The sequence below is a fragment of the Acinetobacter sp. FDAARGOS_494 genome, assembly GCF_003812225.1.
In the GTDB taxonomy this organism is placed as follows: domain Bacteria; phylum Pseudomonadota; class Gammaproteobacteria; order Pseudomonadales; family Moraxellaceae; genus Acinetobacter; species Acinetobacter baumannii.
The window spans coordinates 2,251,617-2,271,419 of sequence record NZ_CP033866.1 but is presented as its reverse complement, the minus strand read 5'-3'; the positions used below and the strand labels follow the sequence as shown (position 1 = coordinate 2,271,419).

At 40.8% G+C, this 19,803-nt stretch carries 22 protein-coding genes; 4 read left to right on the top strand and 18 right to left on the bottom strand.

Translation table 11 applies throughout. The features are described 5' to 3' along the window. Nucleotides 1-63 precede the first annotated feature (63 nt). The 3 genes from EG365_RS10985 to orn form a co-directional block, all read right to left on the bottom strand. Nucleotides 64-867, bottom strand: coding sequence for an enoyl-ACP reductase FabI (locus tag EG365_RS10985; protein ID WP_002027450.1), 804 nt, complete (start codon nucleotides 865-867; stop codon nucleotides 64-66). A 136-nt stretch (nucleotides 868-1,003) separates the two neighbouring features. Beyond that, a complete protein-coding gene (locus EG365_RS10980) occupies nucleotides 1,004-1,735 on the bottom strand; it encodes a Bax inhibitor-1/YccA family membrane protein (protein ID WP_001191562.1) in 732 nt (243 codons plus the stop codon). A 155-nt stretch (nucleotides 1,736-1,890) separates the two neighbouring features. Beyond that, nucleotides 1,891-2,457 carry an oligoribonuclease gene (orn, locus tag EG365_RS10975; RefSeq protein ID WP_000099436.1) on the bottom strand — a complete coding sequence of 189 codons (567 nt, stop codon included), beginning with the start codon at nucleotides 2,455-2,457 and terminating at the stop codon, nucleotides 1,891-1,893. Nucleotides 2,458-2,582: 125 nt separating this feature from the next. On the opposite strand from orn, the gene rsgA reads away from it, so the two are divergent. The 4 genes from rsgA to secB all read left to right on the top strand — a co-directional run bounded on the left by rsgA (nucleotide 2,583) and on the right by secB (nucleotide 4,910). Continuing rightward, nucleotides 2,583-3,641 (top strand): ribosome small subunit-dependent GTPase A, encoded by a 1,059-nt coding sequence (rsgA, locus tag EG365_RS10970; RefSeq protein ID WP_001174001.1) that lies wholly within the window; start codon nucleotides 2,583-2,585, stop codon nucleotides 3,639-3,641. Nucleotides 3,642-3,738: 97 nt separating this feature from the next. Further along, nucleotides 3,739-4,155 carry a rhodanese-like domain-containing protein gene (locus tag EG365_RS10965; RefSeq protein ID WP_000443006.1) on the top strand — a complete coding sequence of 139 codons (417 nt, stop codon included), beginning with the start codon at nucleotides 3,739-3,741 and terminating at the stop codon, nucleotides 4,153-4,155. Nucleotides 4,156-4,166: 11 nt separating this feature from the next. Then, nucleotides 4,167-4,424, top strand: a complete 258-nt coding sequence (grxC, locus tag EG365_RS10960) for a glutaredoxin 3 (protein WP_000729828.1) — start codon at nucleotides 4,167-4,169, stop codon at nucleotides 4,422-4,424. A gap of 27 nt (nucleotides 4,425-4,451) precedes the next feature. Then, a complete protein-coding gene (gene secB, locus EG365_RS10955) occupies nucleotides 4,452-4,910 on the top strand; it encodes a protein-export chaperone SecB (protein WP_001288260.1) in 459 nt (152 codons plus the stop codon). A 68-nt stretch (nucleotides 4,911-4,978) separates the two neighbouring features. Here secB and EG365_RS10950 read toward each other — a convergent pair whose 3' ends face one another. From EG365_RS10950 to EG365_RS10880, 15 genes are read right to left on the bottom strand one after another with little or no spacing between them, the layout of a single operon-like run. Next, a complete protein-coding gene (locus tag EG365_RS10950) occupies nucleotides 4,979-5,635 on the bottom strand; it encodes a 4'-phosphopantetheinyl transferase family protein (protein ID WP_000044274.1) in 657 nt (218 codons plus the stop codon). 24 nt (nucleotides 5,636-5,659) lie between these two features. Continuing rightward, the gene (locus tag EG365_RS10945) at nucleotides 5,660-6,094 is read right to left on the bottom strand and encodes a hypothetical protein (RefSeq protein WP_000932716.1); all 435 of its coding nucleotides are present in this window, start codon (nucleotides 6,092-6,094) and stop codon (nucleotides 5,660-5,662) included. Nucleotides 6,095-6,105: 11 nt separating this feature from the next. Beyond that, nucleotides 6,106-7,332, bottom strand: a complete 1,227-nt coding sequence (locus tag EG365_RS10940; RefSeq protein WP_000832751.1) for a beta-ketoacyl-ACP synthase — start codon at nucleotides 7,330-7,332, stop codon at nucleotides 6,106-6,108. After that, complete coding sequence (locus tag EG365_RS10935) at nucleotides 7,332-8,057, bottom strand: 3-ketoacyl-ACP reductase FabG2 (RefSeq protein WP_000198397.1); 726 nt, start codon at nucleotides 8,055-8,057, stop codon at nucleotides 7,332-7,334. Before EG365_RS10935 ends, EG365_RS10940 begins: the two co-directional genes overlap by 1 nt. Before the next feature lie 23 nt (nucleotides 8,058-8,080). Further along, nucleotides 8,081-8,506: a 3-hydroxylacyl-ACP dehydratase gene (locus EG365_RS10930; RefSeq protein WP_000762338.1), complete on the bottom strand. Its 426-nt coding sequence runs from the start codon at nucleotides 8,504-8,506 to the stop codon at nucleotides 8,081-8,083. Next, on the bottom strand, nucleotides 8,506-9,708 hold the full coding sequence (locus tag EG365_RS10925; RefSeq protein WP_000681797.1) for a beta-ketoacyl-[acyl-carrier-protein] synthase family protein: 1,203 nt from the start codon (nucleotides 9,706-9,708) through the stop codon (nucleotides 8,506-8,508). The genes EG365_RS10930 and EG365_RS10925 overlap by 1 nt, the downstream gene beginning before the upstream one ends. Further along, complete coding sequence (locus EG365_RS10920; RefSeq protein ID WP_001189187.1) at nucleotides 9,705-10,250, bottom strand: DUF3261 domain-containing protein; 546 nt, start codon at nucleotides 10,248-10,250, stop codon at nucleotides 9,705-9,707. The genes EG365_RS10925 and EG365_RS10920 overlap by 4 nt, the downstream gene beginning before the upstream one ends. Before the next feature lie 2 nt (nucleotides 10,251-10,252). Further along, nucleotides 10,253-11,548: an NAD(P)/FAD-dependent oxidoreductase gene (locus EG365_RS10915; protein WP_000103766.1), complete on the bottom strand. Its 1,296-nt coding sequence runs from the start codon at nucleotides 11,546-11,548 to the stop codon at nucleotides 10,253-10,255. Nucleotides 11,549-11,577: 29 nt separating this feature from the next. Further along, nucleotides 11,578-13,893, bottom strand: coding sequence for an MMPL family transporter (locus tag EG365_RS10910; protein ID WP_001212574.1), 2,316 nt, complete (start codon nucleotides 13,891-13,893; stop codon nucleotides 11,578-11,580). After that, nucleotides 13,868-14,497 carry a LolA family protein gene (locus tag EG365_RS10905; RefSeq protein WP_000032762.1) on the bottom strand — a complete coding sequence of 210 codons (630 nt, stop codon included), beginning with the start codon at nucleotides 14,495-14,497 and terminating at the stop codon, nucleotides 13,868-13,870. The genes EG365_RS10910 and EG365_RS10905 overlap by 26 nt, the downstream gene beginning before the upstream one ends. Then, nucleotides 14,497-14,925 (bottom strand): acyl-CoA thioesterase, encoded by a 429-nt coding sequence (locus tag EG365_RS10900; protein WP_000542808.1) that lies wholly within the window; start codon nucleotides 14,923-14,925, stop codon nucleotides 14,497-14,499. Before EG365_RS10900 ends, EG365_RS10905 begins: the two co-directional genes overlap by 1 nt. 9 nt (nucleotides 14,926-14,934) lie before the next feature. After that, nucleotides 14,935-16,470, bottom strand: coding sequence for an HAL/PAL/TAL family ammonia-lyase (locus EG365_RS10895; protein ID WP_001265376.1), 1,536 nt, complete (start codon nucleotides 16,468-16,470; stop codon nucleotides 14,935-14,937). A gap of 1 nt (nucleotide 16,471) precedes the next feature. Continuing rightward, nucleotides 16,472-17,398 carry an acyltransferase gene (locus EG365_RS10890; RefSeq protein ID WP_000132215.1) on the bottom strand — a complete coding sequence of 309 codons (927 nt, stop codon included), beginning with the start codon at nucleotides 17,396-17,398 and terminating at the stop codon, nucleotides 16,472-16,474. A gap of 2 nt (nucleotides 17,399-17,400) precedes the next feature. Next, complete coding sequence (locus tag EG365_RS10885) at nucleotides 17,401-18,141, bottom strand: glycosyltransferase family 2 protein (protein ID WP_001191645.1); 741 nt, start codon at nucleotides 18,139-18,141, stop codon at nucleotides 17,401-17,403. Nucleotides 18,142-18,143: 2 nt separating this feature from the next. Beyond that, nucleotides 18,144-19,802: an AMP-binding protein gene (locus EG365_RS10880; protein WP_000271578.1), complete on the bottom strand. Its 1,659-nt coding sequence runs from the start codon at nucleotides 19,800-19,802 to the stop codon at nucleotides 18,144-18,146. Nucleotide 19,803: the final 1 nt, after the last annotated feature.

Below are 19,803 nucleotides of genomic sequence, written 5' to 3'. Positions count from 1 at the left end.
CCCAGTAAAAAAGCCGTAGTCCTTCAACTACGGCTTTTTTTATGTCTGAATAAATCTTAAGACTTATTCATCATCCATCATAGATTGGCTCATACCTACAGTATTGAAACCAGCATCTACATATAGGATTTCACCAGTAATACCTGAAGCCCAAGGTGAGCATAGGAATAACGCTGCATTACCCACTTCTTCAATGGTTACGTTACGTTTTAATGGCGCAACTTTTTCGTTAGCATCTAGCATTTTACGGAAAGATTTAATACCAGAAGCAGCCAAAGTACGAATTGGACCCGCAGAAATTGCGTTTACACGGATACCGTCAACACCCAAACTTGATGCCAAGTAACGAACGCCAGCTTCTAAAGATGCTTTTGCCATACCCATTACGTTGTAGTTAGGCATAACGCGCTCAGAACCTTGGTAAGTCAAAGTTAATAAACAACCTTGGCGAGCTTGTAATAAAGGTTTTGCAGCACGTGCCATTGCAACAAAGCTGTATGCGCTAATGTCATGAGCAATTTTAAAACCGTCACGGTCAGTCACGTCAGTAAAGTCACCGTCAAGCGTGTGTGCAGGTGCAAAGCCGATTGAGTGCACAACACCGTCTACGCCGTCCCAATGTTTTGCAAGTTCCGCAAATGCATTATCAATTTCAGCATCAACGGCAACATCACATGGAAACACAAGCTTAGAACCGAATTGCTCAGCAAACTCATCTACACGTTTTTTTAATTTTTCGTTTGGATAAGTAAATGCAAGCTCAGCACCTTCACGGTGTAATGCTTGTGCAATACCATAAGCAATTGATAATTTACTAGCAACGCCTGCAATCAAAAAGCGTTTACCTGCTAAAAGTCCTTGTGTCATGCCGATCTCACTCAAAACAATTTTCAGCATAATGCCAATATTCAACGTTTTTCGAAATTGCATAATGCATCTTTTTTCAAAAATCGCACGAAAAAAAATCGCTCCGATTTAGGAGCGACTTTTTACCAACTCATTTCTAGTCGTCAGACAATAAGCCAAGTAAACGTAAGAAAGAGATATACATCCATACTAAAGTTGCAAGTAAGGCAATACCACACAACCATTCCATGAATTTTGGTGCACGATATGCTGCATTAGTTTCGATCAAATCAAAATCTAAAATTAGGTTCAGTGAAGCAATCACTGCAACAAAAGCAGCAAAACCAATACCTAACCAGTTGCTTTCAAAAATATAAGGAATGCTTGAGCCAAACGCTAAACGCATCACCATCTGCACGATAAATACAATAAAGATCGCCAGAGATGCAGAGATCACAACTGATTTGAACTTTTCAGTTGCGCGTATGATTTGAAACTTATATAGACCAAACATCACCAAAGTCGTGACGAAAGTTGCCAATAAAGCTTGAAGAGGAACGCCCGGATATTTCAACTGGAAAGTAAAAGAAATACCACCTAAGAAAGCCCCTTCAAATAAAGCATAAGGAATTGCCAAAGTTGGAGCAGTTGTTGGTTTAAAAGTCGTAATTAAAGCTAAAACCAAGCCGCCAATTGCACCCACAATTGAAGCCGCATAAGCAATACCAACATTTGCAGTAAAGGCTGCATAGAAAAATAAAGCGACACCCACTGCGGCTGCAATGATGGTCAACATCACAGATTTTTGAATCGCACCTTGCACGGTCATCGGTTGACTATAGTCACTGACCGTTTCAACGCGTGTCAGTATCGGGTTATTACTTTGCATAAATGCTCTCTTTTTATAATAAATAAACTTAAAACATCATTTTAAGCAAAATGAATATGAAAGCCAAATTCCCACTTGGCATTATTGTAACAATGTCCTTTAAACAATAAAAAAGGGAGCTTTCGCCCCCTTTTCTTCTTACTTGAATAACCTAATCAATCTTTACCGTCAGTATTCATAATGAAGAAGTATTCGCGGTAATACTTAAGCTCAGAAATAGAATCACGAATGTCATCCATCGCCAAATGTGATGCATTTTTTTTCAGACCACTCATAATTTCAGGACGCCAGCGTTTTGAGAGTTCTTTTACTGTAGATACGTCAAGATTACGATAGTGGAAATACTGTTCTAGTTCAGGCATAAGACGATGTAAGAAACGGCGATCCTGACAAATCGAGTTACCACACATTGGTGAAACTTTTGGATTTACCCATTTTTTTAGAAATTCTAAAGTCTGTAACTCAGCATCACGAGCTGTCAATTTACTACGACGAACTCGTTCAATTAAACCTGACTGGCCGTGCTGACGCGTATTCCACTCATCCATTGCATTTAAAATACGATCAGGTTGATGAATAGCCAAAACCGGACCTTCGGCAAGTACATTTAAATGATCATCTGTAATAATTGTTGCAATTTCAATAATCTGGTCGTTGTCGGTATCTAAACCTGTCATTTCCAGATCAATCCAAATTAATCGTGTATTTAAAGTACTGCTCATGAATGTACGTTCTAAAGTGCCGTAAAAACATCAATAGTAGCAAATTTCTTGCTTCTGCGCTGTAATTCCATACCAGCTTCGTGCTATTTTTGCGGTCTTCAAACAATGGTTTTTTTGGGATATGAATGGCTCTAATTCGTAAGCGTCGTTTAACTGAGCAACAGCAACGTCGTATTGAAAAACAGCATAAAACTCGCCAAGAAGAAGTCGATACTTCACAAGATCTAGATGGGCTGGTTGTACAGCACTATGGACGTCAACTTGAAGTACAGGCACTTTCTGTACCCGATCATCACCCAGAAAAACCGCAAGTCGCCGAAGGCGAACCAGAACCGTTTTGGAAACCCATTGAATTAAATAGCGTTTGGCGCTGTCACACCCGTACAAACCTTGAATTACTGGTCACTGGTGACCGAGTGAAGTGGCAAGCTGACCCTAATACAGGTTTAGGGATTATTACCGCAATTCATCCACGTACTTCATTACTTACACGCCCGGATCGCTATCACAAAGTAAAACCTGTAGCTGCGAATATCAGCTTAATCGTTATTGTTTTTGCCCCACTGCCAGAACCGGCACCTACTTTGATTGACCGCTACTTAGTGGCATGTGCAGATGCGAATATTCCGGCTCTTTTAGTGCTTAATAAATCAGATTTACTCACTGAAAATGATCCGATTCTCGACATGCTCAAAGAGTATGAAAATTTAGGCTATGAAGTCATGATTTGTCATTCTAAAGGTGACATCTCAGCATTGTCCCAGCGTCTTGATGGCGAGACAGTAGCTTTTGTAGGTCAGTCAGGAGTTGGGAAAAGCTCACTTATTAATGTGCTCATTCCAGATGCTGAACAAAAAACCAATATCATTTCTGAAAACTCAGCACTTGGACAGCACACCACGACTTCTACTCGTTTAATCAACTTTGGTAGAAATGGCGCCTTGATTGATTCACCGGGAATTCGCGAGTTTGGGCTTTGGCATCTCGATTTAGATAAAATTCGTATGGGCTTCCCTGAAATCGAAGCACATTTAGGTTCGTGTCAGTTCCGTAATTGCACTCATACTCATGAAAAGAACTGTGGCTTAAAACAAGCTGTTGAAGCAGGTGAAATTTTACCACGCCGCCTAGACAGCTTTTTACGTTTAATCGATGAGATTCAAGAAGCGCAGCAAAAAAACTAATTTTCTACCCCATTTGCCCTTGAAGTGGTGATTTTGATCACCATCTATATACGCTATACTCTAGGTCAATTTTGTTTTTAATTTTTTTAGGTGACTTGTGGAACGCTGGTTAGAGTTTATGGGGAATCACCCCATTTTGTTTGGTACACTCGGAGTCTTGATCGTATTGTTCTTCATTTTTGAAGGTCAACGTAACGGTCGTAAAATTTCTCCACAGTCGCTTGGTATTTTAGTGAAAGCGAAAAATGCCCTTTTGATTGACTTACGCGATAGCAAAGACTTCCGCGAAGGTCACATTAGTGGTAGCCGCAATATTCCTTATAGCCAAATTGCAAGTCATGCTGATGAATTAAAAGCAAGTGACCGTCCATTGGTATTTATTTGCAACCTAGGGCAAGTTGCTGGTAGCGCTTTACAGAAAGTCGCTCACCATGACAGCTATCGCCTTGATGGTGGTATCAGTAACTGGAAAGCTCAAGGCTTACCTCTCGTTAAAAGCAAACCAAAAGCTTAAGGAGAATTGTTATGGCAGCAAATGTCATTGTTTACTCAACTTCTGTATGCCCGTACTGCGTTCGCGCTAAACAATTACTTGAGCGTAAAGGTGTTGCTTACAAAGAAGTAAATCTTTCTGTTGAAGCGCCAGAAGTACGTGCTGAATTAATGCAACGTACAAATCATCGCACTGTTCCACAAATTTTTATTAATGATCAGTTTATCGGTGGTTTTGACCAACTTTATGCTTTAGAGCGTGAAGGTAAACTCGACGAATTATTGGCTTAACATCGCATCCATATTAAGGAAAAAACAATGAGCGAAGAACAACAAGTTCAACCACAATTAGCTTTAGAGCGTATTTATACAAAAGATATTTCTTTTGAGGTTCCAGGGGCACAAGTTTTCACTAAACAATGGCAACCTGAACTTAACATCAATCTTTCTTCAGCTGCTGAAAAGATTGACCCAACTCACTTTGAAGTATCTTTAAAAGTTGTGGTTCAAGCCAATAACGACAATGAAACAGCGTTCATCGTAGATGTAACTCAATCTGGTATTTTCTTAATCGATAATATCGAAGAAGACCGTTTACCTTACATTTTGGGTGCATACTGCCCGAACATTTTGTTTCCGTTCTTACGTGAAGCGGTAAACGACCTAGTAACAAAAGGTAGCTTCCCACAGTTACTTCTTACTCCAATCAACTTTGATGCAGAGTTCGAAGCAAACATGCAACGTGCTCAAGCTGCTGCTGTTGAAGGTCAAGCTTAATTTTATAGCTTACCCTAAACTCAAAAAACCGCGTAATTCGCGGTTTTTTTTATGAGAGTAATTTAGATTTAACGGTCAAGTGAATGAATCTGAATAGAAGGAAACTGGAATCCACGGCATGATTGTTCTGAACGCCATGCGACTGTTAAGATCATATTACCTAACACAAAGTTTTGGTAGGCAAATGTCCCAATGAGCTCATGCGAACATAATCCGCCATGATTTGTAGGATGTGCTTGGGTGTTTAAGGTATTTAAATCTAAACGTATACCAAGACCCGATGCTTTTAAAACAGCTTCTTTAGTCGTCCAGACTTTAAACCAATATTCCCTATCTTGTTCTAGACTTTGCCACGTTGCATATTCATCAGGATGAAAAGCATGTTGTGCCAGACTATCCAGACGTACTTTACGATCAAGCTCTTCAACATCTACGCCAATATCTTTAACATGTTCGCTCATGGCTAAAGCGTAGTATTGTTGGCTATGTGAGTGATTAAAATGCAAAGTGTGATTCAATAAATAAGGTTTACCATGTTCATGCTTGGCAAACTCCAATTCCGTTGAATTGAATTGTAGTTTCTCTGCAATCAGTCGATTTCTGACACTCTGTATTTGTTGTTTTTTATAATGATTAAATGAACGGAAGTCTGGAAAATCTTGTTTAGACTTTAAAAGAAGCTGAGATAATGCCTGTGTATAGACTTCAATTTTGCGCTTAGACATTATCTCGACCTTATTTAAAATTAATTAAAATTTAACCACGTCGCCTTTTAATGCCACACCCGCCATCATGGCGCCTTTATAGCAATCGTAAGTGGTCGTACTCGTTGTTTCATTGGCTTTAAAATAGCTCACAATATTGGTAACGGCGTTTGCCCCTTGTGCTTTAGCATTGTTTTGCATTTGGATCAGTGCTGAACGTAAAACCCAGTCACAAGAAGTTGCTGCTGACTTACCAAAACCATTGGTCTTTTTATTGGTTACCGCATCTTTTTGAATGATTTTACCGCCAGACTTTGTACCCTTTAAATAAAACTTTACTGAACCATCTAAAGTCCCATCTGCAACTGCACGGTCTACAGCTTCTTTAAAATTTAACTGATGTACTTCATCTCCAGCCTGAACAGTGGCAGTAAAACCCGCACTTAGCATTGCTACAAATAAAAGTTTTTTATTTAACATTGTTGTGTTCCTTATTGTTTAACACGTTTAAAAATAAGCGAAGTATTAATTCCGCCAAAAGCAAAGTTATTGCTCATAATAATGTCAGCATCCAAATTTCTCGGCTGCTGAACGATATAATCTAGTTCACCACATAGTGAGTCGATTTCATCTAGATTTAAAGTTGGAATAAAACGGCCACGATTCATCATTTCGATGCTTAACCAAGCTTCAATAGCCCCACACGCCCCCAGCGTATGTCCAAAATAACTCTTTAAAGAGCTAATTGGTTTATAGCCTAAAACTTTTGCAGTGGCTTGGCTCTCCGCCACATCCCCCTGATCTGTTGAAGTACCATGTGCATTTACGTAGGCAATGTCTTTAGCTTCTACAGATGCATCTTTAAGCGCTAACTCCATACAGCGCCCCATCATTTCTGATTCAGGACGAGTTACATGTTGACCATCGGTATTACTACCATAGCCAATCACTTCTGCATAAATATGGGCACCTCGTGCTTTGGCATGTTCATATTCTTCCAGAATTAAACAGCCTGCGCCTTCACCAATCACCAATCCATCTCGTTTAGCATCAAATGGTCGTGGTGTTTTTTCAGGTTGATCATTCATTCCACTGGTCGCGAACAATACATCAAAAACTGCCGCACCTGCCGCACTGAGTTCCTCTGCACCACCCGCAATCATGACCTGTTGCTTACCATATTTGATTGCTTCATACGCTTGCCCAATTGCCATGGAACCAGAGGTACACGCGCTTGAGGTAGGTAAAGTTAATCCTTTTAGGCCAAAATATACGGTCATGTTCACCGCACTGGTGTGGGCCATCATGCGAATATAAGTGGTTGCATTAATCTTACTCATGCTCTGGTGAAGCAACATGCTTGCAAACTCACCCACGGCATCTACGCTACCCGCAGAAGACCCAAAGGCAACACCCGCTTCGCCACTAGATAAAATTTCATGTCCAAGCAAACCAGCATTTTGTAACGCAGTTTCGGCACAAACCACAGACATGAGTGCTACACGCCCCATACCACGGGTAACCTTACGGTTAAAATGTTTTGGAATATGAAATGTTTCAACAGGCCCAGCAAGCTTGGTCCGAAGGTCAACATATTGCTCCCACTCCGGCATGTAACGTATACCGCTTTTGCCGGCTTCAAATCGCGCAAAGATGTCATCGGCAGTTTCACCTAAAGAGGTAATTCCTGCCATTCCTGTCACAACTACACGTTTCATCAGATGAGTCCTCCATTCACAGAGATCACCTGTCGAGTTACATATGAAGCTTCATCTGAACACAAGAATTTCACTACGCTCGCCACTTCATCAACCTGTCCCATGCGTTGCAGCGGAATCATTTTAAGCGCATGTTCTTTGACTTCATCTGTCACCATTTCGGTTTCGATCAGTCCAGGAGCTACACAGTTCACAGTAATTTTTCGCTTCGCCAATTCGAGTGCTAAGGCTTTGGTCGCACCAATCAGACCTGCTTTTGCAGCACTATAGTTAACCTGACCACGGTTACCCATAATTCCAGACACAGAAGATAAAGTGACAATACGGCCACCTTTGCGTAAGTGAATCATTGGCATGATGAGTGGTTTTAAAACATTATAGAAACCATCTAAAGAGGTCGAAATCACTTCATCCCAATCTTGATCTGTTAACGCAGGAAAGGCCCCATCATGAGTAAGACCTGCATTCAATACAACCCCATAGAATCCGCCATGCTGCTCTACATCTTGCTCTAAAATCTGTTGAACCGTCTGGCGTTCATTTACATCAAACATTAGATAATGGCTATTTTGTCCTAATGCTTGAATCTCTTGTACGACTTGCTCAGCCTCTGCCTGACGTGAACGCGCGTGCACAGTTACATCAAAACCAGCCTTTGCCAGCTGTAATGCAATCGCTTTCCCAATTCCTCGACTTGAACCCGTTACTAAAATTCGTCTTGTCACAATGTATTCCTAATTCTTTGTGGTTATTCAAATGGTGATTCTGTTGGTTCAAATACACTTAACGTTGCCTGAATGCAGTGCTCAGCATATTGAATTTCACAGGAAAATTGCCCAAGTCCTTCATGAAAATATTGTTGCTCTATTTGGATGATCAATTGTGAACCTAAGGAGAAATAAGGGATGGGTAAATTTAATTTACGTGTTCCCAATAAAAAACCGACTTTTGGTGCTTGTTTTGACTGCTGACCTTGCCAGCCTGAATAAGCACTAATTGTTTGTGCCATAATTTCAATGCTTGCCCATGTCGGCAATCCTTCCGCTTCACAAAACATGAGCTCTGGTGTAATCGTGAGTTCTGCTTGTGCCCGCCCTTCTGCAACCTCTGTTAAATGGTCAATAAATACCATCGGTTGCTCATGAGGAATATATTGAATTGCATCCAGTTTCATTAGGGCTTCACTCCAAAAACAAGACTAATATTACTTCCCCCAAAAGCGAAAGAATTACTCATGACATAACGAATGGGCTGTGTTAACTCGGCTTCTTGCACATAGTTTTGGTCGACCAAATCTGGATCAATCTCAACATTTTGATGTAAAGGCAACCAGCTTTGATCTTTTAAAACTTGCTCACAAATAAAAGCTTCTATGGCACCCGCTGCACCGAGACAATGTCCAGTTTTATGTTTTGTACTACTTAAAGCAACTTGGTAAACACCAAAAACTTGTCTTACAGCCTTAATTTCCATTGCATCATTTTGTGGAGTTGCGGTTCCATGCAAGTTGATATAACCCACCTCTTGAGCTGAAATATGTGCCATATCTAGTGCACGTTGCATGGCTAAAGCGGCACCTTTACCTTCCGGATGTGGAGCCGAAATATGCCATGCATCCATGGTCTCACCCGCCCCCATTAACATGACAGGTGCTTGTTCTTTACTTAGTACAAAAAACGCAGCGGCTTCACCAATATTAATACCATCACGGCTTATGCCGCAGGGTTGGCAAATATGTGCAGATAAACTTTCTAGACTATTAAATCCATTTAGAGTCAATTTGCACAAGGTATCGACGCCACCCACCAGCACAACATCTGCTAAGTCTGCGTGAAGTAATCTCTGCCCTGCGGCTAATGCTTTAGCGCTTGAAGAACAAGCTGTTGAAATCGTATATGCAGGCCCTTCCCATCCTAAGTACTGCTGTAATGCTTTCGCTAAACAGCTCATTTCTTGAGGATAGTGTGATATCGATAGATCTGTTTGCCCTTGAAAATATTGCTTAAGTAATAATTCATTATCTGCAATACCAGAAGTAGAGGTGCCTACCACAATGGCTAAACGTTTATTTTCAAAGGAAGCAGTATAAGCTTTTAACTCTGTTTCGATTTTAGATAATGCAGTTAAGGCAAAACGTAGATTACGTGAATCTACAGACCGCATAGCATCAGGTACGCTCGAACATAATGGATGCGTATATTGCCCCACCCAAACATCACGATCAGCGATTAAATCATCTCGCAAACTCAAGGTTTGCTGCGGCTGTTGTAATGCCTGTTTAATTTGATTAAGTTCGCAGCCTAATGCAGATAAACCAACACTAAATTGTATGCCTACTGCCATTGGAGCTGCATTTTCTGAAGGTAAATGTTTCATGGCGTAGGACTTTCTTCTGTCTGCAAGGTGTTCTCAATCGAACTCAGCATCATGGTATAAGGGACTTGTTCATTAATCAATTCAATACTTCCTTGTCCCTGTTTAAGCTGTAACACAGGCTGCTTTTCAATATAAACAACTTGCTTATCTGCTTGTTGTTTCATCTCTACAGCTTGTTGCCCTAAATGCGAAAACTGAGGGTATGTCGCAAACAAAAGATCACGTACCACAAACTCAAAAGGCAATAAACGCATCTGATCAATGCGTTGTTCAACATGAACTCGGTGCCCATCAAACTGTAACTTAAATAATTGCTGGCCTGTCAGGCTTAAAGCGACCATATCCAGTACAGCGCCCTTTTGCTGTTGATATAACAAGAAGCTAAAACTTTGCTGCTTCCACTGGACCTCAACCTGATCTTGTCTTTGATAAGTCTGAGCCTGCCATAGTGGACTTTGTAGCCCTTTGGCATGTGGCATGATTTGACAACCATTTAAAAATATCAAGCTACTGAGTAATATCGTTGCCCATTTGCGTTGCATGGTTATCCCTCAAGTACCTGTTCTTGCGCCAAGCCTTCACGACAATATTCTGCCAAAGTGCTGAGTCTACGTTTGGCATTTTTATGGATCGGGTTTTTTTCATCCCACGCATAACCAGCCAATAATGAAGAAATCATACGGCGAATGCCTTCATTCTGATTTTGCGAAAACACCACATCTTGGAACTCATCTTCGTACCATGATTCAACATAGGCACGAAACACCTGAATACCACGGCGTAATGGTTTTTCATATTCTTCTAACCAGTCGACTTGCTGACCTTGCAAAACTCGTTCAACCAAAGGAACCGCCAAACTTGAAGATTTAAGAGCAATCGTCACACCTGATGAAAAGACTGGATCAAGAAACTCACCCGCATTACCTAATAGCGCATAGTTGTGACCTGCCAAATGTTTTACATTCGCTGAGTAGCCCACCAAGGTCCGCACTGGCGTATCAAACTTTGCACGGCGCAAGACATGTGACAAGCTTGGTTCATCGGCCAAAATACGCTTAAACATTGCCTCAGGTTCATTATCTTCAGCATTTTCGACCATGTATTTGTCAAAAAAATCTTGTTCTGCAACAACACCAAAAGAAGCTCGTCCATCTGCAAATGGAATCAGCCAATACCATGCACGATGATCTTTTTCATGGACAGTAATTAAAATTTTATTACGATCAAACTCTGGGTCATCTGTAATTCCGTCTTCAATATGGGTAAACAGCGCACGTCTTACCGGAAAATTTGATGGACTTTCTAGATCTAGTAACTTTGGCAAAATTCGTCCAAAGCCACTCGCATCTAACAAGAATTTAGTTTGAATTTTATAACGTTGTTGTTCTTTATCTAATACAGTTAATACAGGCTGTTCAGATGCAACATCAACATCTAAAACCTCATGCCCAAAGCGAATATCCGCACCATAAGCTTGAGCCTGTTTTGCTAATAAGTCGTCAAAATCTGCACGGCGAACTTGCCAAGTTGTGCCTGGACCATCGGTAAATTTTTCTGTAAAGTCATAAAAACTACGCTGTTTGCCACGTAAAAAAGCCGCACCATTTTTAAATTGAAAAGCGTATTGTTCAACATGTTCACGGACTGTTTCTAATAAACCAGCTTCTTCTAAAAATACCATAGATTGTGGTAGCAATGACTCACCAATCGAAAAACGAGGGAAATGCTGTTTTTCAATGACCGTAACGGTATAGCCCTTTTTTCGAAGAAGTGCAGCAGCAGAACTACCTGATGGCCCAGCCCCAATAATCACGACGTCAATTTTTTCTATAGTGCTCATAGCACAACTTCCTTTTTAATTTATTCAAATTATGAATGGTCTTGTAAATTCACGATATGTTTTTCATCTGCGGGGGTTAACAAAGTCGCATAGATAAACGAGAAAATAACCCCGAATAAAACCGTTAAACCAAAACAATGAATTGCATAAGTATGGCTAAATGAAAGTAATCCAAAGCCAAGTAAGGTCGACATCATACATAAAAATAATGCCATTCCAACTACTTGAGGGTGATCATGTCCATGTCGGTAGAAAATTGCATAGTCGACACCAATCCCAATAATCAGAAAAGTCGCCATAATACTAAACAGGTTAATCTCGACACCTAACCATGCCTGAACAGCAAAAGTGCTTAGTAAAGCCAAGCTGACTGGCAAGACCAAAGGTACAATCGAACTTAATCCATAAATAAGCGCTAAACCAACTGCCAGACCAATTAAGGCATAAATCAGAAGATGTTGAGCCTGCACTCGATGTTCAGCAAACATTTGTGACATTGCAGTAATCGGTTGCTGGAAATGTATATGCTCATTCTGAAGTTGCTTTAACGCGTCAGGTTGTTTCACCCCTGTCACCATAACTAATCGCTCATTGGCTTGAGGTTGTAAAAAAGCTAAAGGGTGATCTTTAAATACTGAAAAATCTAATAACGGTTGTGCCGCTAGTTGCTGTTGCCACTGTAAAACATCAGTGACATTTAGGCCCATACTTTGTGCATATTGCTGCAAAGTCGCTTTTGGAATATTTCTTAATAGTTGTAGATTATTTTGCTGCTCTGCCAATGGTGGAACCCATTGACCTAAAGCTTGAAATGCACTGATTTTTCCGTTTGTTTGCAACTGTTGTAATTGCCCTATCAGTTGCTGCTCTTGTTGCTGCATTTCATTTGCCGATGCTGCACGCACCACAAAATAATCACTACTTTGTTGCTGGCCAAATTGCTCACGAACCGCTTGGTCCTGCAACTTTAAACTCGCGTCCATACCTTGTAAGTTACGAATATCATCGTTACTTTTAAGATAGAAAAGACTCGACGTACCGACTGCTAAAATGATTGCAATCAAGCCAGAACGAACTTTGGTTCGTTGCTGAAACCATAACCGTGCTTGTCCAATCCACGATAGTGCTTGTATAGCAGGCTGAGCATTGAGTGCTGGTAATCTTGGTAATAGCAGTACACTACTGATCCACGCCGCAGTTAATCCTACAATTGAAAAGACCGCAATCTGCTTAAATCCTGGAAATGGGGTAAAACTCAAAAAGATGTATGCAACTAATGTGGTCATTAAACCCATAAACAAACTTGGTAATAGCGGTTTTAAAATTTGAAAACCGCCAAGCTTTCTGTGCTGCGATTGCATCGCCATAAAATAAAATGAAAAATCAACACAAACACCAATCAGACTTGCACCGAACACTAATGTCATCAGGTGAATTTCACCAAACACCCAATGTGTGACTGCAAACGCCACAAAGCTTCCAGTCGAAACTGCAATAAACTCGGTCGCCAAAGGTCGCAATGAGCGAAAGCCGAACCAAACCAGAAAAATTAAGCCCAGTGTCGAGCCAACACCAATGGTTGAGATTTCCTGTTTGGCCGATTGCGTACCAAAATTTGAAAATAAAATAGTTCCAGTCCAATGAGATTTTAATCCCATTGCCGCTAGTTTTTGCTTAGTTTGTTCAATCCAAGTAGAGGTCTGTTCTTGGTAATCAATATTGTATGGACTTTGCGTCAACTGTAATACGAAAAGCCGAGAAATGCCTTGTTCATGATGAATTGTGGCAAAGCCCTGCTCCATTTCAATATCTTGTTGCGACGGGGTTGCCAACTGCATGGCATAACGAGGGAACAACAGTAACGGGTCTTGCTTAAGTGACTCAGCAGTGACAGGCATGCCTGGACTCATCATCTGCATCAGACTTTGTTCAGTCAGCGCAGCATAGTCCTTTTTTTGCAATAAGGCTTGATCTTGAGTACTCAACAACCCTGCTCTATGTTGATACAACTGTTTTGCAAATTGATCAAAATCAAGCTGTGGTTTGAGTGGCTGCCATAGTGCACTTTGCTTAGCTTGAGCTTTTAAAAAATGCGTCGCTTGTTGTATCGCAGCCTCATCTTTGGCATCTACCACCACAAATACTTTATTGTTGAGTTGCTCATTCATGTACTGCTGAGTACGTGCAAGTTCTGGGTCCTGCTGAACTTTAGGCAATAACGCAAAAATATTAGTTTGAATATGAATATCTTTATTCAGCCACGTCACGCCAAGCCCCACAGCAACCAATAGCAGAGCAATTAACCAAAGCGCGGTGAACTTATTTTGCCAGTTGGAAAATCGCATGCTCAGCAGCCGTTAGAGTCGTCGGTTGAGAAGTCTGGTGACTAAAGCGAATGGTCGTTAAATTATTCGCTTTCTCGGTAATCACGATTTGGTTAACGTACTGTTGACCTTGAGCATCAACACGCACAAATAACTTTTTAAACAAGCTACTTTTCGGAGTTAAGCTCATGCTCCAACCCGCTGGACTATAATTCGCACTTACCACATTAAAATTCTTTGCCAAAGCCTGTTCATTACCAGACATGAGCTGTAAGAATAAAGTCGCGACCGAACTATATGGCGATTGATCAACTTGTATCTGGCTAAATGTACGCTGAGTTTTCTGTACCAATTTGGTTGGGGTAACAATCAAATCTGCTTGCACAGGTCGCTTGATTTGCCACGCTACACCATAAGATTTTGAGAACAACAAAGAGCCGTTCGATACAAAAGTTTTATTCAACGATGGCAATTTTTTTTGCTGTTCGAAATCAGCACGAACCGTAGGAGACTGTGATAATTGCTGAAAAATTTGAATGATCTGTGTTGGCGCTGCATAGACCGCACTTAAACTGCTCATCCAAACAGCAGCACCTAAACCTAAAGTTTTGATGAATTTAGACATCACGCATTCCTCTTCGGTTGAAACTCAGACCATGCATTCAAGCGATCAAACAAAACCTGTGGCGATTGAAAACACATTTCACGAGCTTCAATATTCACCGCCACCTGTGTGGTATAACCCTTGGTTAAACGTTTCCCTGACTCAGCATCAAAAATCAAATAATCAATTTTCAAACGGTTTTCCCATTCTTTTAAAATGGCCCGAACCCGAATCTTTTGTTCAAACTCAATACCGTATGCATAGCGAACATGGCTTTCAATCACAGGCCATGCATAGCCTGATTCTTTCATCTGCATATAGTTGTAATGAAATTGATCGAGCAATTTACAGCGCGCAATCTCAAAATATTTTAAATAGTGTCCATGCCAAACCACATTCATGGTATCGACATCATGAAATGGAATTTCAATGATTACATCTGCATGCATTGGCTCACCTTATCCCATAAATTCTGGTTGATTAAACAATTCAAGTTGGTCTAAACGATTAACAATCTGTTGTAATTCGGTTTGTAATGGTCGGTCTTCTTCGACAAATGCAAAGCTTTGTAAGGTCCATTGCATAAACGTTTGCAATGTTGGACTTAACTGTGTGGTTAAACCTTTTAAATGAATCGCCTGCACACTCGCGCAGCAAAGTGCTGCAATGACTTGCTGTGTCAGGGTAATCACACGGCTCGCATCACGCGCAGCAATGGTACCCATGCTGACTTTGTCTTGGTTATGGCATTCGGTTGAACGTGAAAAAATTGAAGCTGCCAAAGTATTTTTCAAGGCTTCAGCCGTCCACGCCGACACCCCAATTTGTACCGCTTTAAAACCATGATTCAGTGGTAAACGTTCAGCTGTCGCACCTGTTAAATTACGTGGCAAACCATGATTCATTTTGTGGTCAACCAACTGTGCAATTTGTCTGTCCATCAAGTCAGCAATATTAGCGATCATAATTTTCAAGCTATCCATTGCTTGTGCAATGTGCCCACCGTAAAAATGACCGCCATGCAATACACGCATCCCTACAGGATCAATCAATGGATTGTCATTACTTGAGTTCAACTCATTTTCAATGAACTGACGTAACCATACTTTTGAGTCTTCAAACACACCAATAATATGCGGTGCACAACGAAGCGAATAACGGTCTTGCAAACGTGGGCTTTGATGTGCTGTTTGTACTTCACTATTCAGCCAGTCACGTAATTGCTTGGCAATGTGTTGCTGTCCCGGATGGGGCTTCTGTGCAAACAGGACTTCATCAAAATGACTAGGATTACCTTCCAAAGCCAATACATTTAGAGCAGTAATTAAAGTACTTGCAAGTGCAATTTGCTCTGCTTTTTTATAGTTTAGACAAGCAATTGCCGTCATCACCGCTGTGCCGTTCATGAGCGCCAAACCTTCTTTAGGTCTAAGCGTTAAAGGCAGCATATTTTTTTCAGCATACACCTGAGCAACTGGAACAATTTGTCCATCGATATAGACATCACGCTCACCAACTAAAGTTCCCGCAATATAGGACAACGGCGTTAAATCCCCACTTGCCCCGACTGAACCTTCAGATGGAATAACTGGAATTACATTTTCATTCAGCAACCAAACTAAGCGTTCCAGCAAAGCGATCGACACGCCTGAATAGCCGCGAGCTAACGAACATAAACGCGTCACAACTACTGCACGTGCAGTGATGACATCTAAATTTTCACCTAAACCACAACCATGAAAACGTGAAAGATGCAGCGGTAATTCATTAACCTGATGCAATGGCACTTCAACTAAACATGAGTCGCCATAACCCGTAGTCACACCGTAGATAACCCCTTCCTCTTCAAGGAGCTGATCGAGAAAATCAGCGCCTTTTTGAATCAGTTCACGCCATTCAGACGTTTCTGGTAAAGCAACCTGACATTCGCCTCTGGCTACAGAAACGACATCTTCAATACTCAGTGGCTGTTCACCTACGGTTAACACACGCATGTTATTTCGTCCAAAAATTATAAAAATTAAACCATTGATAAGGGGCACGCAGACAATGCTGTTCTAGTACGGCAACGTATGTTTTAGTGATGGTTTGCATACTTTCAATACGGTTAGCACGAGGTAAATTTATCTGCTCGGCAATTGAATGAATATGCACTTGAAACTGCTGCTGCACCCGATAGCAAAACACAGCAATAACAGGCACTTTGAGTAAATTTGCTAAAATCCATGCACCTTGTGGGAAAGCTGCTGACTCCCCTAAAAAATCAACATGCTGTACACGATCTGACTGCACAGGCACTCGGTCTGCCGCCACAATGACCCACTCACCTTGCTGCATTTTGTCTTGCAACAGCATGGCAGTTTCAATACCTAGCTCATCAACTGATAAAAGGCAAACATCTGCCTTATCATTTATTTTTTTCAAAAACTCATTAAATTTTGTCGCGTGCTTTTGGTAAACCAGCACATTAATTTTCTGCGGATGCTCTGACTTAATAGCTCGAAGCAACTCAATATTGCCAAAGTGAGAGACAATAATCAGAGCACCTTTTTGATAATGCTGAGAGAAGTTTTCATGTCCAAAAACTTGCAGTTCCTGTTCGGGAATATTACCTAGCCAGCCCTCAATCTTATCTAAAATACATTCGCCAAATTGCATGAAATGCGCATAGCTATTTGACCAATTTGGTTGGTAGTTAAACGGCGACTTCGATCCAGCAAAATGATGCAGTTTTTGTAAATAAAGTAAGGAAGCCTGTCTTGCTGTGGTAGCAAATAACCAGTACCACATAATGACGAAGTACATCACCAACTTGCATAACCAACGTCCACCAAAACGGTAAAACCATAACATCAGCATGAGAGGTAGCATCCCTCCTCGCTCTTTAATGTCATTCCATTTTGGTGAAGCTGAATCTGTCATAGTCAACCTTGCAGCTTTTGTTTTAATAGCTTCGGCAAGCGAATCAGCATGCCCATAAACAAAGTTGCATGCGCTTTGCTTAGCCCTAAGTTATCTCGCCAAGCATGAAAATGAGAAATTCCTTGCTCTGGATAAACCACAGGTGTTGGTACATTAATAAAAGGCGTATTTTCCCATTTTAAACGTACTAAAATTTCACTATCAAAACCCATACGTGGCTGAAATTTAGCACTATTTAAAACCTTTATCGTGCTCTCAAGCGGATACACGCGAAACCCGCACATGCTGTCTTTAATTTCAAAAGACAAACTGTTTAACCAGACCCAAAAATGGGTAATGTAACGGCCATATAAGCGCTTTTTAGGAATAGAGGCATCAAAATATGGCTGACCAATTACCATTGCATCGGGATGCTGGTGAGACTGCTCAATAAATTTTGGAATGTCATCCCAGCAGTGTTGACCATCCGAATCGAGTTGTAATGCATGGCTTAAACCAAGCTCATAGGCTGCACGTAAACCAGTCATTACGGCTTGCCCCTTACCCTTATTCACCTCATGTTCAATTAAGTGAATTTGAGAATATTGCTCTGCCAATGCTTTTAAAATTTGGCTACAAGCATCATCACTGCCATCATTGACCAACACAATCGGTAGATGAAAACTGTCCAGATAAGAAATCAAATCTGCTAAATAATGTGGATGATTATAAACCGGAACAACAAAGCCGTAATTGGACTGCATTTTTAATCCTCTACTTCTGTTTGCAAGGCAAATAATAGTCGCCCTGAAGCCAGAATATGTTCTGAATCACGTAGTTCAAAACTCACTTTATGCTCTTTTCGAGCAAGCTTGAGTTGTACCACGGCATACGGACGAATCAGGTTTTGAAATTTTAACTGCTCATATCCCTGACACCAGCTCAAATCAGACCAAATTGATTTAGCAAAGTGTTGTAAAAAGCCTATTTGCCCAACCCCAGGATAAATGGGTTGTGTTGGGAAATGCCCTTTAAAACAAGCCAACTCAGGTGGAAATTCTAATTCCCAAATGTGATCATCTGAATTTTGAGACTGTGACAGCACCACGGGTTGCAACATAGGCTTAAATAGAGTTTTCAAATAGTTTTTATTGAGTTTGGACTGAGTATTTTGTGGTAACTGACTTAAGAACCGCCACTGACGTGGAATCGCGATCGTTTCCAAGCCGTCTTTCAACTGTTGTTTTAAATGGCTGACAAAAGCCGACTTACCCTGTTGCTGTAACTGTTCACGAGCTTGCTCTGTTAGAACAACAATACAACCCAACATTTGGCGTTGCTCATGTTCAAATACCAATACATGGCATTGCTTTACGACATCTAAAGCTTGAATGCTTTGCTCGATCGCATCTAGGCTTAAACGCTTTTCTTCAAGTTTTACAATTCGATCTGTACGCCCCAGCAGCTTAAAGATCTGACATGTTGCATCTGTCCATGCCGCACCGTCACCTGTGGTAATCCAGTCATTCTCATAGGCATGATTACTCTTGACCATAAGCTGTTGGTCTTCAATACGAATAGCCACATTACTAAATGCAGTCCAAGCATCTTCATCTTTAGCGCGATGGGCAATACCACCAGTTTCCGAACTTCCCAAAACTTCAATAATCGGACGATTTAGTAAAGGACGAACATCACTTTCTAGCTTGCCCCCAGAACTAAAGACCATCTGGCAGTGTTGTAAAACAACATCGGTTGTCCAGCGTTTTAATAAAGCAGGACTTGAGATCAAATAATTGCTTAACCCCATTGTTTCTAATTGTTTTTGGGCTTGTACCACATCTTCAGGGAATGCCATTTGAGGATTATAAAAACTTCGACCTCTAGCAAGTGGTAGTAGTAATTTAAACAGTAATCCATAAATATGTTGATGACTAACTGTTGCAATCGCAGTTGCATGTTCATCAAAGCTAAAACTCTGACTCAACCCTTGGACTTCGTTAAGTAATTGTCTAAGTGTTCTTGGAATTTTTTTAGGTTCCCCAGTTGAACCCGAAGTATAAAAATAGAGTTGAGCCTGCTCTAAAAAAGTATCATCTAAGGTTAAAGATAAAGGTACAACTTCTCCAATTTCTTGACGCTTTAAAAAATAGATCTGCTGTGCTGAAAAATCCTGTTCTAATTCACGCACTCGATTGGGTGGCAAAAGTATTTGCTTTTTCGCTAACAAGGCAGCAAAGAATAAAACGAGAAATTCATAACTATCTGCTTCCCATAAAGCCCAAGTTAGATTTTCCATTTGAGCAATTGCAGCAGCTTGTAATGCCACATCTTGCCAAAATTGATTAAAACTGGTCGAGTTTAGAGTACCGTCTATACAAAGTGGCTGAGCTGAATCGATGAATTTCTGAAAATGGCAATACATA

Excerpts from the sequence above, each read along its gene's own strand:
- EG365_RS10985 (WP_002027450.1), bottom strand. The coding sequence starts at position 867 with ATGACACAAGGACTTTTAGCAGGTAAACGCTTTTTGATTGCAGGCGTT.
- EG365_RS10980 (WP_001191562.1), bottom strand. The coding sequence starts at position 1,735 with ATGCAAAGTAATAACCCGATACTGACACGCGTTGAAACGGTCAGTGAC.
- orn (WP_000099436.1), bottom strand. The coding sequence starts at position 2,457 with ATGAGCAGTACTTTAAATACACGATTAATTTGGATTGATCTGGAAATG.
- rsgA (WP_001174001.1), top strand. The coding sequence starts at position 2,583 with ATGGCTCTAATTCGTAAGCGTCGTTTAACTGAGCAACAGCAACGTCGT.
- grxC (WP_000729828.1), top strand. The coding sequence starts at position 4,167 with ATGGCAGCAAATGTCATTGTTTACTCAACTTCTGTATGCCCGTACTGC.
- secB (WP_001288260.1), top strand. The coding sequence starts at position 4,452 with ATGAGCGAAGAACAACAAGTTCAACCACAATTAGCTTTAGAGCGTATT.
- EG365_RS10950 (WP_000044274.1), bottom strand. The coding sequence starts at position 5,635 with ATGTCTAAGCGCAAAATTGAAGTCTATACACAGGCATTATCTCAGCTT.
- EG365_RS10945 (WP_000932716.1), bottom strand. The coding sequence starts at position 6,094 with ATGTTAAATAAAAAACTTTTATTTGTAGCAATGCTAAGTGCGGGTTTT.
- EG365_RS10940 (WP_000832751.1), bottom strand. The coding sequence starts at position 7,332 with ATGAAACGTGTAGTTGTGACAGGAATGGCAGGAATTACCTCTTTAGGT.
- EG365_RS10930 (WP_000762338.1), bottom strand. The coding sequence starts at position 8,506 with ATGAAACTGGATGCAATTCAATATATTCCTCATGAGCAACCGATGGTA.
- EG365_RS10925 (WP_000681797.1), bottom strand. The coding sequence starts at position 9,708 with ATGAAACATTTACCTTCAGAAAATGCAGCTCCAATGGCAGTAGGCATA.
- EG365_RS10920 (WP_001189187.1), bottom strand. The coding sequence starts at position 10,250 with ATGCAACGCAAATGGGCAACGATATTACTCAGTAGCTTGATATTTTTA.
- EG365_RS10915 (WP_000103766.1), bottom strand. The coding sequence starts at position 11,548 with ATGAGCACTATAGAAAAAATTGACGTCGTGATTATTGGGGCTGGGCCA.
- EG365_RS10910 (WP_001212574.1), bottom strand. The coding sequence starts at position 13,893 with ATGCGATTTTCCAACTGGCAAAATAAGTTCACCGCGCTTTGGTTAATT.
- EG365_RS10905 (WP_000032762.1), bottom strand. The coding sequence starts at position 14,497 with ATGTCTAAATTCATCAAAACTTTAGGTTTAGGTGCTGCTGTTTGGATG.
- EG365_RS10900 (WP_000542808.1), bottom strand. The coding sequence starts at position 14,925 with ATGCATGCAGATGTAATCATTGAAATTCCATTTCATGATGTCGATACC.
- EG365_RS10895 (WP_001265376.1), bottom strand. The coding sequence starts at position 16,470 with ATGCGTGTGTTAACCGTAGGTGAACAGCCACTGAGTATTGAAGATGTC.
- EG365_RS10890 (WP_000132215.1), bottom strand. The coding sequence starts at position 17,398 with ATGACAGATTCAGCTTCACCAAAATGGAATGACATTAAAGAGCGAGGA.
- EG365_RS10885 (WP_001191645.1), bottom strand. The coding sequence starts at position 18,141 with ATGCAGTCCAATTACGGCTTTGTTGTTCCGGTTTATAATCATCCACAT.
- EG365_RS10880 (WP_000271578.1), bottom strand. The coding sequence starts at position 19,802 with ATGTATTGCCATTTTCAGAAATTCATCGATTCAGCTCAGCCACTTTGT.